General features: G+C 51.7%; 15 protein-coding genes. 3 read left to right on the top strand and 12 right to left on the bottom strand.

The features are described from left to right. Positions 1-6: 6 nt before the first annotated feature. The 12 genes from C4F37_RS07155 to C4F37_RS27310 form a co-directional block, all read right to left on the bottom strand. Positions 7-756: a 4'-phosphopantetheinyl transferase family protein gene (locus C4F37_RS07155; protein WP_001540133.1), complete on the bottom strand. Its 750-nt coding sequence runs from the start codon at positions 754-756 to the stop codon at positions 7-9. A 156-nt stretch (positions 757-912) separates the two neighbouring features. Continuing rightward, on the bottom strand, positions 913-1,872 hold the full coding sequence (yidZ, locus tag C4F37_RS07150) for an HTH-type transcriptional regulator YidZ (protein WP_000748500.1): 960 nt from the start codon (positions 1,870-1,872) through the stop codon (positions 913-915). After that, the gene (gene mdtL, locus C4F37_RS07145) at positions 1,847-3,022 is read right to left on the bottom strand and encodes a multidrug efflux MFS transporter MdtL (RefSeq protein ID WP_001540130.1); all 1,176 of its coding nucleotides are present in this window, start codon (positions 3,020-3,022) and stop codon (positions 1,847-1,849) included. Before mdtL ends, yidZ begins: the two co-directional genes overlap by 26 nt. A gap of 131 nt (positions 3,023-3,153) precedes the next feature. Beyond that, positions 3,154-4,401, bottom strand: a complete 1,248-nt coding sequence (gene tnaB / locus C4F37_RS07140; RefSeq protein WP_000132073.1) for a low affinity tryptophan permease TnaB — start codon at positions 4,399-4,401, stop codon at positions 3,154-3,156. A 91-nt stretch (positions 4,402-4,492) separates the two neighbouring features. Further along, positions 4,493-5,908, bottom strand: coding sequence for a tryptophanase (gene tnaA / locus C4F37_RS07135; protein ID WP_001540129.1), 1,416 nt, complete (start codon positions 5,906-5,908; stop codon positions 4,493-4,495). Between the two features lie 220 nt (positions 5,909-6,128). Beyond that, positions 6,129-6,203: a tryptophanase leader peptide gene (tnaC, locus tag C4F37_RS07130; RefSeq protein WP_001364348.1), complete on the bottom strand. Its 75-nt coding sequence runs from the start codon at positions 6,201-6,203 to the stop codon at positions 6,129-6,131. A 241-nt stretch (positions 6,204-6,444) separates the two neighbouring features. Next, positions 6,445-7,809, bottom strand: coding sequence for a tRNA uridine-5-carboxymethylaminomethyl(34) synthesis GTPase MnmE (gene mnmE / locus C4F37_RS07125; protein ID WP_001540128.1), 1,365 nt, complete (start codon positions 7,807-7,809; stop codon positions 6,445-6,447). A gap of 105 nt (positions 7,810-7,914) precedes the next feature. After that, positions 7,915-9,561 carry a membrane protein insertase YidC gene (gene yidC, locus C4F37_RS07120; RefSeq protein WP_000378258.1) on the bottom strand — a complete coding sequence of 549 codons (1,647 nt, stop codon included), beginning with the start codon at positions 9,559-9,561 and terminating at the stop codon, positions 7,915-7,917. A gap of 2 nt (positions 9,562-9,563) precedes the next feature. Further along, positions 9,564-9,821 (bottom strand): membrane protein insertion efficiency factor YidD, encoded by a 258-nt coding sequence (gene yidD, locus C4F37_RS07115; protein ID WP_001307474.1) that lies wholly within the window; start codon positions 9,819-9,821, stop codon positions 9,564-9,566. Beyond that, the gene (rnpA, locus tag C4F37_RS07110; protein ID WP_000239730.1) at positions 9,785-10,144 is read right to left on the bottom strand and encodes a ribonuclease P protein component; all 360 of its coding nucleotides are present in this window, start codon (positions 10,142-10,144) and stop codon (positions 9,785-9,787) included. The genes yidD and rnpA overlap by 37 nt, the downstream gene beginning before the upstream one ends. A 16-nt stretch (positions 10,145-10,160) precedes the next feature. Then, positions 10,161-10,301, bottom strand: a complete 141-nt coding sequence (gene rpmH / locus C4F37_RS07105; protein ID WP_000831330.1) for a 50S ribosomal protein L34 — start codon at positions 10,299-10,301, stop codon at positions 10,161-10,163. A 229-nt stretch (positions 10,302-10,530) separates the two neighbouring features. Continuing rightward, positions 10,531-10,611, bottom strand: a complete 81-nt coding sequence (locus tag C4F37_RS27310) for a hypothetical protein (protein ID WP_122134670.1) — start codon at positions 10,609-10,611, stop codon at positions 10,531-10,533. Between the two features lie 296 nt (positions 10,612-10,907). Here C4F37_RS27310 and dnaA point away from each other — a divergent pair, with 296 nt between their 5' ends. From dnaA to recF, 3 genes are read left to right on the top strand one after another with little or no spacing between them, the layout of a single operon-like run. Beyond that, a complete protein-coding gene (dnaA, locus tag C4F37_RS07095) occupies positions 10,908-12,311 on the top strand; it encodes a chromosomal replication initiator protein DnaA (protein ID WP_000059111.1) in 1,404 nt (467 codons plus the stop codon). Between the two features lie 4 nt (positions 12,312-12,315). Next, complete coding sequence (gene dnaN / locus C4F37_RS07090; protein WP_000673464.1) at positions 12,316-13,416, top strand: DNA polymerase III subunit beta; 1,101 nt, start codon at positions 12,316-12,318, stop codon at positions 13,414-13,416. Further along, positions 13,416-14,489 carry a DNA replication/repair protein RecF gene (gene recF, locus C4F37_RS07085; RefSeq protein ID WP_000060112.1) on the top strand — a complete coding sequence of 358 codons (1,074 nt, stop codon included), beginning with the start codon at positions 13,416-13,418 and terminating at the stop codon, positions 14,487-14,489. The genes dnaN and recF overlap by 1 nt, the downstream gene beginning before the upstream one ends. Positions 14,490-14,504 lie beyond the last annotated feature (15 nt).

Raw genomic sequence — 14,504 nt, 5'->3', positions numbered from 1 at the left:
TGTCTATCAATTTGGCGAAAAAGCCTTCACGGTAGAGAGCTGGGCAAAACGCATCATCCGGCTGGTAGGATTGTTGGCGCGGCTGTGAATATCGGGCAGGCTTTTCCAGCCATGTTTGCCATCTAACTCCCAGACACTGAGCTTTTCAATCGTGGGCGTGACCGCCACGGACCACACCAGCACGTCCTCCGCGTCGCATAACGCTTCTACATGATTTACATGAGCACATTTCAGGCGTCCGGCAATGGGCAGTAGTTGCAGATCGCGCGGATCGTCATTCAAAACATCACCGGTTAGTTTTAGCACGCTTCGGCGCAGCGTGATGAGCTGCGCCCGCGCTTCGTTAGGATCGTTTTGTTTACTGATCCATAGCGATTCATTGCTGGAAAAGGTGTGGTTATCGGGCGCGTGTGGGCTATGAAACCCGCGTGTCGCACGCTGTAGTTCCATATCGAGGCCACATTCACCTTCGGTTGTTAACGCCACGCCGACCATATTCCCGGCATAGGAAACAGAAAACGAAGGCAAATTTTTATCGCTGAAAACCGGTTTTCCTTTCGGCAGGGTGACGATTTCCGGCAATTCGCCAATGCCATACAGCATGAACATCAGTTCTGCGAGTAAACCTCTGGACGCCAGAAAACGGCTTTGACGATGAGGGGGAATGTTTCGGGCTTCTTGATGACACTGGGAGGGGAGACGAACAGAAATCAGATGTCCTTCCGTTAAAATCCCTCGGGCAAAGTGAGTCGCCATTTTTCGCTCCATGCTTAATGGTCCATTATGAATACAAGAGTAATCATTTACTGGAATGATGGACAGACTAAAGCGGCTAAAAGTTCGATTCAGATAAGTTTATTACAACTTTTTTACATTTCATTGTGAAATTGGGTCGCGTTTCATTCGATTCGGTTATGCCATCGACGCGTAAAGATTTTTAATGGTTTCCCGTAACCAGACGATCTTCGGATTACGGCTGTTCCGTTTATGCCACAGAAGGGTAAAAGGGACTTCCAGCTTTTTTTGCTGGCTTTCATCAAACGGGAGAGGAAGAGCAACCAACGGCAGTTGGTGGAGTTGATTGTAGTACTGGCAGTAGCGCGGCGCGGTCGCCAGTAGCAGATTGTCGGGCTGTGCTGCCATAAACAGTGACTGCTCGAATTCCGGCAGGCTCATAGCAATCGTGCGTTCGCGCCCCAGCTCCTGTAACACATTGTCCAGCGCCCAGGTATCGCTCTGTTCCCAGCAAATGCTGATATGCGGATAACGTAAAAAGGTGTCCAGATTCCATGCTTCATGCAGTGCCGGATGATCTTTGCGTAACCAGACGCAGGGCACATCACTAAACAGCACTTCATAATCAATGGCTAACGGTAGCGAGCTTAACAGCTCCCGCGAACGGGGATGACTTTCGCGACCGGAAAAACCAATATCCACTTCACCACGAGTAATGGCATCTAAGGAATCGTAATCCCAGTTACGTAATTTGATGGTCGCCTGCGGGTAACGTTGGTAGATCCGTTTCGACAGCGCATTAAGCATGATCATCATTAGCGGTGATTCTGCTGCCAGCTCAAACTTCAGGCCGCGCGGTGTCTGGTGGTGCGGTTTATCCAGCAGCAGGTTGCTCATTTGCATCCACTCCGCCAGATTTTGCTCCATGCTGACCATTAGCGGTGTGGGCGACAGCCCCAGCGGTGAGTTCACAAAGAGCGGGTCGTCAAACCACGCTCTTAACTTTGCCAGCGACTTACTCACCGCCGAAGGGGTCACGTTCATCCGCTTCGCCGCTTTGGTCACGCTGCGCTCCTGCATCAGCAGTTGCAGACAGAGCAGCAGATTGAGATCAAGCGTGGTGATGGATTTCTTCATGAGCGGCAACCGGGCGTCCAGGCGCGACGAACATAATCAGCAACAGGCTTACTATGCTACAGGCAATCAGAATCCCGATCAGCATATTCCATGCGCCGATACCAACCACCGCCGCCAGCCAAATCCACAGTGACGAACAGCAAACTTGCGCAATACCTAAGGTCGAGCTGGCTACGCCCGCGCGTAATGAAAACGGCCCTAACGCCTGACTCATCGCCACACCAAAACCTACCGAGAAACCGGCGCAAATCAGCGTGATACCAAACAGCGAAACCGCATGGGAAGGTGAAACGGCAAGGGTGATCCCCGCCGCCAGGAATAACACCTGTGAGGTGATCATCAACGTACGTGGCTTAAAAATTCCCAGCGCAAACGGCGTGGAGAATGAAACGGTCATGCTGACGCCAGCGGTCAACGCCATAATGGTGGCGTATTCTCCGCGCTCAAAACCCATGATTTCCATCAGCAATACTGGCGACGTGTTGACGAAGGTGAGGATCACCGAAACGCTGAGGGTGGTGATAACAACACGGCTGAGGAAAAACCGGTTAAGCAGTGACTCGCTATTTTCTCGTGGTTTGTCCGAAGCTGCGGGGGCCGCAGGGCGCGTTTCTTTTAAAATAAACAAAGACAACATCAGTACCGCGACACCCATTATTGCCATCGTCCAGAACAGACTCTGCCATGGGAAGTTAAGCATAATCAGATGTCCGAGCACTGGCGCTAACACCGGAATGATGCAGGTAATGCCGTTGAGTAACGACAGCACTTTAGCCCGACGTCGATCATCCAGCGTGTCGCGCAAAATGGCAAACGCCACTACGTAACAACAGCCCGCGCCCAGTCCCTGTAGAAATCGCCCTGCAAGAAATAACGCGCTGGTTTCAGCCAGTGAACAGAACACCGAGGCGATAATAAATAGCGCCGCGCCGGGTATGGCGACAGGCTTTCTCCCTGAACGATCGGCCACTTTACCGGCAAATAACATCGCAGCCGCCATCCCCGCCAGATAAACGGAGAACGCAATATGCAACTGCGCTTCGCTGGCATTGAGATCGGCGGCGATGCGCGGTAAACCAACGAGGTACATATCAATCCCTGCGGGATAAAGTAAAACCAGGGCAAAACTACAAATCAAAAAGCGGGACATGGGCTAAAGCGTCCTGATAGTAAGGTGACGCAAAGCATACGTGGTGAAGGAGAATCAGGCGAGTTGCCATTTGGACATAAGTGATTTCCTGACAGGCAAGAAGCCAGCGAATGGCTGGCTTCCTGAAGGATTTAGCCAAATTTAGGTAACACGTTAAAGACGTTACCGAACCAGCATAAAATTACGGTTATGCCAAAGAGAATGACAATCGCCGGAATAAGATTGCCGCCCCAGACCGTGAACATCTGATTGGGAAACTTCTTGCGGGCTTTGATTGCCAGTACAGCAGGAATTATTACCGCCCAGATGGTGGCACACAGTCCGGCACCGCCGATCCCGTAAATGAAGCCGTTCGGGAAGATCAGATACAACAAAGCAGGTGGCAGGAAGGTTAACAGCACGGTTTTGAAACGCCCGCCGTGGGAGTTATCAATCTTAAACAGATCCGCCAGATAATCGAACAACCCCAGCGTGACACCAAAGAACGAACTGGCAACAGCTAAGTTGGAGAACACCAGCAGGCAAAACTCGATAATCCCGTGCTGTTTGGTGCCGAGGAACGATTTCACCAGCGAATCAACGTTGCCGCCTGAGGAGATTATCGCCTTAAAGCTTTCTCGCGGGATATTCCCCATCGTGCAATAGAGCCAGAAGAGATAAATCACCAGCGCCAGCAGCGAACCGAAAACCACGCTTTTGATTAGTTTGTCTTTCTTTTTGCCATAGCAAATAATCAGGCTGGGAATATTGCCGTGGAAACCAAATGACGCCAGACACACCGGCAAAGCCATAAAGATATACGGGAAGTAAGACGTCCCCGCAGTGGTGCTGGTGGAATCGCGCAGAATGGAGTAATCGACCTGGAAGAAGAAAGAACCAAAAACAATTACAAAGGAGATAATCTTCAGCCCAAGGAACAATGAGGTAATACGACTGGCGGCTAACGAACTTATCCACAATACGCTGGCAACGAAAATGGCAGTGCAGATCCCGACAATACGTGGATTAGCGTGATAGCCCAAATTCATTGATATCGTTTCACTAATGATCGCACCATTAGCAGAGATATAGGCATAAGTGAGGATATAGAGAACGAAGGCAACGGTAATACCGCTGATAATGTTCCAGGTGTTACCGATTAAATCTTTGGTGATGGTGTTAAAACTGGATCCGACGGGATAATTTAAGTTTGCTTCTAATAATAATAGCCCTGAATGTAACATTGAAAACCAGGCAATAATAAGAATAAAAGCGCCCCAAAAAAACCAGGCTCCGGCAAGGTCAACAGGTAAAGCAAACATCCCACCGCCAATTACTGTACCGGCTATAACCATAACACCCCAAAATGCAGAGTGTTTTTTTTCTGATTGATCAGTCATGATGCCACCTTTAGAGGAAGGCTATTTTTGTTATTGAGGATGTAGGGTAATAGAGTGGCTAACATCCTTATAGCCACTCTGAGTGTTTTAATTAAACTTCTTTCAGTTTTGCGGTGAAGTGACGCAATACTTTCGGTTCGTAGGTAAAGGTTAACCCTTTAATATTCGCCGCGTTCTCTTTCACATGTTTAAAGGCTTCAATAATGAAGTCCATATGTGTTTGAGTATATGTTGCGCGCGGAATGGTTAAACGCAGCAGTTCAGCCGGGCATGGCAGTTGTTTACCGGTTTTCGGATCGCGGCCTAACAGGAAAGAGCCAATTTCTACCGCACGGATACCGGCGACTTTATACAGCTCGCAGGCCAGCGCCTGTGCCGGGAACTGATCTGCCGGGATATGCGGCAACAGTTTACCTGCATCAACGAATGCCGCGTGACCGCCCGCCTGCTGACAGACAACGCCAATCTCTTCCAGACCATCGACCAGATACTGCACTTGCGCGATACGATAAGCCAGCCAGTCCAGATTCATGCCGTCATACAGACCTACCGCCAGACGCTCCATAGCGCCGCCTTCCAGGCCGCCATATGTCGGGAAGCCTTCCTGCACCACGCAAAGGGTTCTGCATTCGGTGTACACATCAAAGAAGCTGTCGTCTTTCATGCACAGCAGGCCGCCCATCGGCACCATCGCATCTTTCTTGGCGGACATCGCCAGCATATCGGCATATCTGTAGGTTTCGCGGGTGATCTGCTCGATGGTCCAGTCTTTGTATTCTGCTTCACGCTGCTTGATGAAATAGGCGTTTTCGGCAAAGCGTGCGGAGTCCATGACCACCGGAATATCGTATTTCTTCGCGATGCTATACATCGCTTTTAAGTTTGCCAGTGAAACCGGCTGACCACCTGCGGAGTTACTGGTGATGGTTGCAACGATATACGGCACGTTATTCGGGCCAACTTCTTCAATACCGCGTTCTAATCCCTCAAGGTCAAAGTTGCCTTTAAAGTCGTAACGCACGCCCGTATCGAAGGCTTCTTTGATATAGACGTTACGCACGGTACAGCCGTTAATCTGGCTATGGCCCTGCGTGGTATCAAAGAAATAGTTAGAGAACGCCACCATTTTGCTGCGATCCAGGCCTTTTTCCTGCTCGCGTTTTTTAATCAGTACCGGAATATAGATTTGCTCTGCACCACGGCCCTGGTGAGTCGGAATAGTGTATTGATAACCAAAGATATTTTTCACTGACTCGGCTAACGCGTAGTAGCTGCGGCTGCCGCTGTAAGCTTCGTCGCCGCGCATCATCGCGGCCTGCATACTCTGCGTCACCGCCCCGGTGCCGCTGTCGGTCAGTAAATCGATAAACACATCTTCGCTATCCAGCAGGAACGGGTTCATACCGGATTTAATAATTGCCTCTTCACGATAAGCGCGAGTGGTACGTTTTACTGGCTCAATAACACGAATGCGGAACGGTTCAGGGAGATGTTTAAAGTTTTCCATTACATAATCCTTCATTTATTTTAATTACAGTGATCCCTGTGAATATTACATTTGCAATATCTATTAATTCGCCAGATATATATGCAAGCACCATCATTTACTAAAACAAGTAAATAAACGAGAGATGGCCTTTGTAAAAGGCAAAATTAAGATATAGCAAACAAATAGATCACATTGAATCTAATCGGTTTGGCTCTGGTGATGGCTACAGAAGGGCAAATCAAGGGCGGTGATCGACAATCTTGTTGTCAATATTAAACCATTTTGAGGTCACACATATATGTAAGATATTCATAATGCACTTATCCTCGAAAGACACGAGGCTACAGTATAATACTCAAGGAATTTGTCTATTCTGAAATTGTTTAAATGTGAATCGAATCACAATCGTTCGGGACGCAATATTAAATATCTTTTTTAAAGATTATAAATTACGTAAGAATTTTAATGTTTAAAAAAGGGTTGAGGAATAACAGGAGTGCTAACAATGAAGCGAAGCCGCATCTGACAGTCAGAATGCGGCTTCGCAAGCGCGGTTACTTACCGATACAGAAGCTGGAGAAAATCCGCCCCAGTAGGTCGTCTGAAGTAAATTCCCCGGTGATCTCGCTTAAGTTCTGCTGCGCCAGGCGCAACTCTTCCGCCAGCAGTTCACCCGCCCAGGCACCTAACAGTTGCGCTTTACCTTGCTGCAAATGCTCTGCCGCCTGTTCCAGCGCCTGTAGGTGACGACGACGCGCCAGGAAGCCGCCTTCCATATTGGTGTCAAAGCCCATGCTCTGTTTGAGATGGTTACGCAGTACATCCACGCCTTCGCCAGTCCGCGCCGAAAGACGAATTAACGCATGACCGTTCACTTCGCTCATCCCCAACGTTTCGCCGGTGATATCGGCTTTATTGCGCACCACGGTGATCGGCAGTTTCGCTGGCAGACGGGCGATGAATTCCGGCCAGATCTCTGCCGGATCAACGGCGTCTGTCGTGGTGCCATCGACCATAAACAGCACGCGGTCTGCCTGTTCAATTTCCTGCCATGCGCGCTCGATACCAATACGTTCAACTTCGTCACTGGCTTCACGTAGCCCGGCGGTATCGATGATATGCAACGGCATTCCGTCAATGTGGATATGCTCACGCAGCACGTCACGCGTGGTTCCGGCGATATCGGTTACGATTGCTGCTTCACGGCCCGCCAGCGCGTTCAGCAGGCTCGATTTACCGGCGTTAGGACGTCCGGCAATCACCACTTTCATCCCTTCGCGCAACAAACTACCCTGACGAGCTTCGGCGCGTACCGCGTCGAGATCGGCAATTACGTTATTGAGCTGGGCTTCAATTTTGCCGTCGGAGAGGAAATCGATCTCTTCATCGGGGAAATCAATCGCCGCTTCGACGTAAATGCGCAAGTGGGTGAGGGCTTCCACCAGATGGTTGACCCGTGCGGAGAACGCGCCTTGCAGCGAGTTTAGCGCCGAACGGGCCGCCTGTTCCGAGCTGGCGTCGATAAGATCCGCAATCGCCTCGGCCTGGGCTAAGTCGAGTTTATCGTTAAGAAACGCGCGTTCGGAAAACTCACCCGGGCGAGCAATCCGCAGGCCGGGAATGGTCAGAATGCGTTTTAACAGCAGGTCGAGGATCACCGGACCGCCATGACCTTGCAGTTCCAGCACATCTTCGCCGGTGAACGAGTTCGGGCCAGGGAACCATAGCGCAATCCCCTGATCGAGCACGCTGCCGTCGGCGTCTTTAAACGGAAGATAATCGGCGTAGCGCGGCTTAGGCAGTTTACCCAGCACGGTTTCGGCAACTTCACGGGCTTTGAAGCCGGAGATGCGCAGGATGCCAACGCCGCCACGTCCCGGAGGCGTGGCCTGGGCTACGATAGTGTCATTATCGCTCATGATGTTCCTGTTGCTTTGTGTGGCGGATGTGCGGTGCTTATCCGCCCTACGAAAAGAAAAAAGGCGGTCAACTGACCGCCCTTATTTTAGCGAAAACTCACCGAATCAGGATTTTTTCTTCTCGCGGCTATGCAGGCCACGTTTTTCCAGACCACGGTAAATCAGCTGCTGCTGAATAATGGTTACCAGGTTGCTGACGATATAGTACAGCACCAGACCTGACGGGAACCACAGGAAGAACACAGTGAAGATGACCGGCATAAAGGTCATGATCTTCTGCTGCATCGGGTCGGTCACAGTGGTCGGCGACATCTTCTGAATGAAGAACATCGTTACGCCCATCAGGATCGGCAGGATGTAGTACGGGTCCTGTGCAGACAGGTCGTGGATCCACAGTGCAAACGGTGCCTGACGCAGTTCAACGGAACCCATCAGCATGTAGTACAACGCCAGGAAGATTGGCATCTGGATCAGCAGCGGGAAGCAGCCGCCCAGCGGGTTAACCTTCTCAGCTTTGTACAGCGCCATCATTTCCTGGCTGATGCGCTGTTTGTCATCGCCCAGACGCTCACGCATTGCCTGAATCTTCGGCTGCAGCATACGCATCTTCGCCATGGAGGTGTACTGCGCTTTGGTCAGCGGGTACATGATGCCACGAACGATAAAGGTGATGATGATAATGGAGAAGCCCCAGTTACCCACAAAGCTATGGATCCATTTCAGCAGTTTGAACAGTGGCTGAGAGATGAACCACAACCAACCGTAATCAACGGTCAGATCCAGGTGCGGAGCAACAGCTGCCATTTTGTCCTGAATTTCCGGGCCAACCCACAGGGTGCTGTTCATCGCGCCAGTCTGACCAGGCTGAACCAGTACCGGCTGAGATTTATAGCCGATAGCGGCGATGCCGTTACCCAGATTAGCGGTATAGAAGTTGTTGGTACCGTCGTTATGCGGGATCCACGCCGTCGCGAAATACTGTTGCAGCATTGCCACCCAACCACCTTTCGAAGAGATGTTCAGGTTTTCGTTATCGGCAATGGTATCGAACTTGTATTTCTCGTACTTCTCGTCAGGCGTGGAGTACGCCGCACCACGGAAGGTGTGCAGTGCGAAGTTGCTGCTTCCGGTATCGAGATGCGGTGGCAGAGTGATGGATTGCTTCAACTGACCAAAGGTGGAGATTTCCAGCGGTTTCTCGCCAGCGTTCTGCACGTTGTAGTTGACGTTGACAGCGTAATCACCACGTTTCAGGACAAACGTTTTGGTAAACGTGTTGCCTGCCGCGTCGGTATACGTCATCGGCACCTGCAGTTCGTTTTGACCTTCAGCCAGCACATAAGCGTCTTTTTCAACGTTATACAGCGGACGCGGGCCGTTAGCCGGGTTATCCGGGCCATCACGACCGGTCAGACCGCTCTGTGCCTGATAAATAAACTGCGGTGAAGTTTCCAGCAGCTGGAACGGCTGGGTAGAGTTCAGCTCTTTCGGGTAAGCAGGCAGCAGGGCTTGCTCAACATCACCACCACGGGTGTTGATGGTCAGATCAAGCACGTCGGTCTTAACCGAGATCAGTTTCCCCTGGCCACTGGCCGGTACGCCCTGGTCGGCGGCGCTACCCGCTGCGGTGGTCGTTGTCTGCGTGGTCTGTTGGGCCTGAGGTTGCGGGTTTTTATCCTGCTCCCAGGCTTGCCAGATCATGAAAGACACGAACAGCAAAGCGATGACTAAAAGATTGCGTTGCGAATCCATCGTTAGTGTTCTCTGGTATCAAATGGTCCGGGCGGGACGGGATCGTCACCACCAGGGTGTAAAGGGTGGCATTTTAATACGCGTTTCACCGTCAACCAACTGCCTTTTATCACTCCAAACCTGCGCAATGCCTCAATTCCGTAGCTTGAACAGGTTGGAGTGAAACGACAATGCGGCCCGAGTAGCGGACTAATCAGGCGTTGATAGACCCGAATGAGGGCTATCAGGACCCGCGAGCCAGGCGACAGTGGCGGCGCCATAATTTTTCCAACGCTTCCGAGAGAGCACGGTTATCGAGGTCGGCAACCCCTTTTTTCGCCACCACCACGAAATCCATAGCCGGGAGTTCATGTTGGCGCAGACGGAAGCTTTCACGCGTCAGACGTTTAATCCGATTGCGTTCATGGGCGCGTCGAACGTTTTTCTTGGCGACTGTAAGACCGATACGGGGATGCCCCAGCGAATTCAGGCGGCCGAGAATGGTAATTTGCGGCGTGCCAGCCCGTTGTGGCTGCTGGAAGACGAATGTGAATTGACTGGGAGTTAACAAGCGTAACTCCCTGGGAAATGCGAGCTTAACCACTCAGGGGTTAGCTTTATTACTTAGAAACGGTCAGACGAGCGCGGCCTTTAGCACGACGACGTGCCAGAACCTGACGACCATTTTTAGTAGCCATACGAGCACGGAAGCCGTGAGAACGGTTGCGCTTCAGTACAGACGGTTGAAAAGTGCGTTTCATGGCGATTTCTACCTAAACTTGAATAAATTCAATGGCTTTATTGGATATCCGCCGAAAAATGAAACGATGGACACCGAAGCCATGGGTGATTAAAGAGGCCGGATTGTAATAATTGTACACTCCGGAGTCAATTCTCTTTCCTTATTTACCGCGCTTTTCCGCACCTTTTCGCGGGGAAAACGTACGGCCTCACACCAGTGAAAACCAGCATGGCGCGCCGGGTGGAGGATTATACGGGCTGACGGGTAAAGCGCAAGGATCGTCCTGGATCTTTATTAGATCGATTAAGCCAATTTTTGTCTATGGTCATTAAATTTTCCAATATGCGGCGTAAATCGTGCCCGGCCCGCGGCAGGATCGTTTACACTTAGCGAGTTCTGGATCATCCTGTGGATAAATCGGGAAAATCTGTGAGAAACAGAAGATCTCTTGCGCAGTTTAGGCTATGATCCGCGGTCCCGATCGTTTTGCAGGATCTTGATCGGGCATATAACCGCAGACAGCGGTTCGTGCGTCACCCTCATGCAGGGTCTTTTCGACGTACGTCAACAATCATGAATGTTTCAGCCTTAGTCATTATCGACTTTTGTTCGAGTGGAGTCCGCCGTGTCACTTTCGCTTTGGCAGCAGTGTCTTGCCCGATTGCAGGATGAGTTACCAGCCACAGAATTCAGTATGTGGATACGCCCATTGCAGGCGGAACTGAGCGATAACACGCTGGCCCTGTACGCGCCAAACCGTTTTGTCCTCGATTGGGTACGGGACAAGTACCTTAATAATATCAATGGACTGCTAACCAGTTTCTGCGGAGCGGATGCCCCACAGCTGCGTTTTGAAGTCGGCACCAAACCGGTGACGCAAACGCCACAAGCGGCAGTGACGAGCAACGTCGCGGCCCCTGCACAGGTGGCGCAAACGCAGCCGCAACGTGCTGCGCCTTCTACGCGCTCGGGTTGGGATAACGTCCCGGCTCCGGCAGAACCGACCTATCGTTCTAACGTAAACGTCAAACACACGTTTGATAACTTCGTTGAAGGTAAATCTAACCAACTGGCGCGCGCGGCGGCTCGCCAGGTGGCAGATAACCCTGGCGGTGCTTATAACCCGTTGTTCCTTTATGGCGGCACGGGTTTGGGTAAAACTCACCTGCTGCATGCGGTGGGTAACGGCATTATGGCGCGCAAGCCGAATGCCAAAGTGGTTTATATGCACTCCGAGCGCTTTGTTCAGGACATGGTTAAAGCCCTGCAAAACAACGCGATCGAAGAGTTTAAACGCTACTACCGTTCCGTAGATGCACTGCTGATCGACGATATTCAGTTTTTTGCTAATAAAGAACGATCTCAGGAAGAGTTTTTCCACACCTTCAACGCCCTGCTGGAAGGTAATCAACAGATCATTCTCACCTCCGATCGCTATCCGAAAGAGATCAACGGCGTTGAGGATCGTTTGAAATCCCGCTTCGGCTGGGGACTGACTGTGGCGATCGAACCGCCAGAGCTGGAAACCCGCGTGGCGATCCTGATGAAAAAGGCCGACGAAAACGACATTCGTTTGCCGGGCGAAGTGGCGTTCTTTATCGCCAAGCGTCTACGATCTAACGTACGTGAGTTGGAAGGCGCGCTGAACCGCGTCATTGCCAACGCCAACTTTACCGGACGGGCGATCACCATCGACTTCGTGCGTGAGGCGCTGCGTGACTTGCTGGCATTGCAGGAAAAACTGGTCACCATCGACAATATTCAGAAGACGGTGGCGGAGTACTACAAGATCAAAGTCGCGGATCTCCTTTCCAAGCGTCGATCCCGCTCGGTGGCCCGTCCGCGCCAGATGGCGATGGCGCTGGCGAAAGAGCTGACTAACCACAGTCTTCCGGAGATTGGCGATGCCTTTGGTGGTCGTGACCACACGACGGTGCTTCATGCCTGCCGGAAGATCGAGCAGTTGCGTGAAGAGAGCCACGATATCAAAGAAGATTTTTCTAATTTAATCAGAACATTGTCATCGTAAACCTATGAAATTTACCGTAGAACGTGAGCATTTATTAAAACCGCTACAACAGGTGAGCGGTCCGTTAGGTGGTCGTCCTACGCTACCGATTCTCGGTAATCTGCTGTTACAGGTTGCTGACGGTACGTTGTCGCTGACCGGTACTGATCTCGAGATGGAAATGGTGGCACGCGTTGCGCTGGTTCAGCCGCACGAACCAGGGGCGACGACCGTTCCGGCGCGCAAATTCTTTGATATCTGCCGTGGTCTGCCTGAAGGCGCGGAAATTGCCGTGCAGCTGGAAGGTGAGCGGATGCTGGTGCGCTCCGGGCGTAGCCGTTTTTCGCTGTCTACCCTGCCAGCGGCAGATTTCCCGAACCTCGATGACTGGCAGAGCGAAGTCGAATTTACCCTGCCGCAGGCGACGATGAAGCGTCTGATTGAAGCGACCCAGTTTTCTATGGCGCATCAGGACGTTCGCTATTACTTAAACGGTATGCTGTTTGAAACCGAAGGTGAAGAACTGCGCACCGTGGCGACCGACGGCCACCGTCTGGCAGTCTGTTCAATGCCAATTGGTCAATCTTTGCCAAGCCATTCGGTGATCGTGCCGCGTAAAGGCGTGATTGAACTGATGCGTATGCTCGACGGCGGCGACAATCCGCTGCGCGTGCAGATTGGCAGCAACAACATTCGCGCCCACGTTGGCGACTTTATTTTCACCTCGAAACTGGTGGATGGTCGCTTCCCGGATTACCGTCGCGTTCTGCCGAAGAACCCGGACAAACATCTGGAAGCTGGCTGTGATCTGCTCAAGCAGGCGTTTGCTCGTGCGGCAATTCTCTCTAACGAGAAATTCCGCGGCGTGCGTCTGTATGTCAGCGAAAACCAGCTGAAAATCACCGCCAACAACCCAGAACAGGAAGAAGCGGAAGAGATCCTCGACGTTACCTATAGCGGTGCGGAGATGGAAATCGGCTTCAACGTCAGCTATGTGCTGGATGTTCTCAACGCACTGAAATGCGAAAACGTCCGCATGATGCTGACCGATTCGGTTTCCAGCGTGCAGATTGAAGATGCGGCCAGCCAGAGCGCGGCTTATGTTGTCATGCCAATGAGACTGTAATGTCCCTCACCCGCTTGTTGATCCGCGATTTCCGCAACATTGAAACCGCGGATCTCGCCTTATCTCCCGGCTTTAACTTTCTGGTAGGTGCCAACGGCAGTGGCAAAACCAGCGTGCTGGAAGCCATCTATACGCTCGGCCACGGTCGGGCGTTTCGCAGTTTGCAGATTGGTCGCGTCATTCGCCACGAGCAGGAGGCGTTTGTTCTCCACGGGCGATTACAGGGCGAAGAGCGCGAGACGGCGATTGGTTTAACCAAAGACAAACAAGGCGACAGCAAAGTCCGTATTGACGGTACAGACGGGCATAAAGTCGCGGAGCTGGCGCACCTGATGCCAATGCAGCTGATAACGCCAGAAGGGTTTACTTTACTCAACGGCGGCCCCAAATACAGAAGAGCATTCCTCGACTGGGGATGCTTTCACAACGAACCCGGATTTTTCACCGCCTGGAGCAATCTCAAGCGATTGCTCAAGCAGCGCAATGCGGCGCTGCGCCAGGTGACTCGTTACGAACAGCTACGCCCGTGGGATAAAGAACTGATCCCGCTGGCGGAGCAAATCAGCACCTGGCGCGCGGAGTATAGCGCCGGTATCGCGGCTGATATGGCCGATACCTGTAAGCAATTTCTCCCTGAGTTTTCTCTGACTTTCTCTTTCCAGCGCGGCTGGGAGAAAGAGACAGAATATGCTGAGGTGCTGGAACGTAATTTTGAACGCGATCGCCAGCTAACCTACACCGCGCATGGCCCGCATAAAGCGGACTTACGCATTCGCGCCGACGGTGCGCCGGTGGAAGATACCTTATCGCGTGGGCAGCTTAAGCTGCTGATGTGCGCCTTACGTCTGGCGCAAGGAGAGTTCCTCACCCGTGAAAGCGGGCGGCGGTGTCTCTACCTGATAGATGATTTTGCCTCTGAGCTTGATGATGAGCGTCGCGGGCTGCTTGCCAGCCGCTTAAAAGCGACGCAATCACAGGTCTTTGTCAGCGCGATCAGTGCTGAACACGTTATAGACATGTCGGACGAAAATTCGAAGATGTTTACCGTGGAAAAGGGTAAAATAACGGATTAACCCAAGTATAAATGA

The sequence above is a fragment of the Escherichia sp. R1 genome (assembly GCF_003000935.1).
Lineage (GTDB): Bacteria > Pseudomonadota > Gammaproteobacteria > Enterobacterales > Enterobacteriaceae > Escherichia > Escherichia coli.
This window is presented reverse-complemented; position numbering and strand designations above follow the sequence as displayed.

Coding starts and splice junctions, on each gene's coding strand:
- yidZ (WP_000748500.1), bottom strand. CDS start 1,872: ATGAAGAAATCCATCACCACGCTTGATCTCAATCTGCTGCTCTGTCTG.
- tnaA (WP_001540129.1), bottom strand. CDS start 5,908: ATGGAAAACTTTAAACATCTCCCTGAACCGTTCCGCATTCGTGTTATT.
- C4F37_RS27310 (WP_122134670.1), bottom strand. CDS start 10,611: ATGACCATAGACAAAAATTGGCTTAATCGATCTAATAAAGATCCAGGA.
- yidD (WP_001307474.1), bottom strand. CDS start 9,821: ATGGCGCCGCCACTGTCGCCTGGCTCGCGGGTCCTGATAGCCCTCATT.
- recF (WP_000060112.1), top strand. CDS start 13,416: ATGTCCCTCACCCGCTTGTTGATCCGCGATTTCCGCAACATTGAAACC.
- yidC (WP_000378258.1), bottom strand. CDS start 9,561: ATGGATTCGCAACGCAATCTTTTAGTCATCGCTTTGCTGTTCGTGTCT.
- tnaB (WP_000132073.1), bottom strand. CDS start 4,401: ATGACTGATCAATCAGAAAAAAAACACTCTGCATTTTGGGGTGTTATG.
- rpmH (WP_000831330.1), bottom strand. CDS start 10,301: ATGAAACGCACTTTTCAACCGTCTGTACTGAAGCGCAACCGTTCTCAC.
- C4F37_RS07155 (WP_001540133.1), bottom strand. CDS start 756: ATGGCGACTCACTTTGCCCGAGGGATTTTAACGGAAGGACATCTGATT.
- dnaN (WP_000673464.1), top strand. CDS start 12,316: ATGAAATTTACCGTAGAACGTGAGCATTTATTAAAACCGCTACAACAG.
- mnmE (WP_001540128.1), bottom strand. CDS start 7,809: ATGAGCGATAATGACACTATCGTAGCCCAGGCCACGCCTCCGGGACGT.
- mdtL (WP_001540130.1), bottom strand. CDS start 3,022: ATGTCCCGCTTTTTGATTTGTAGTTTTGCCCTGGTTTTACTTTATCCC.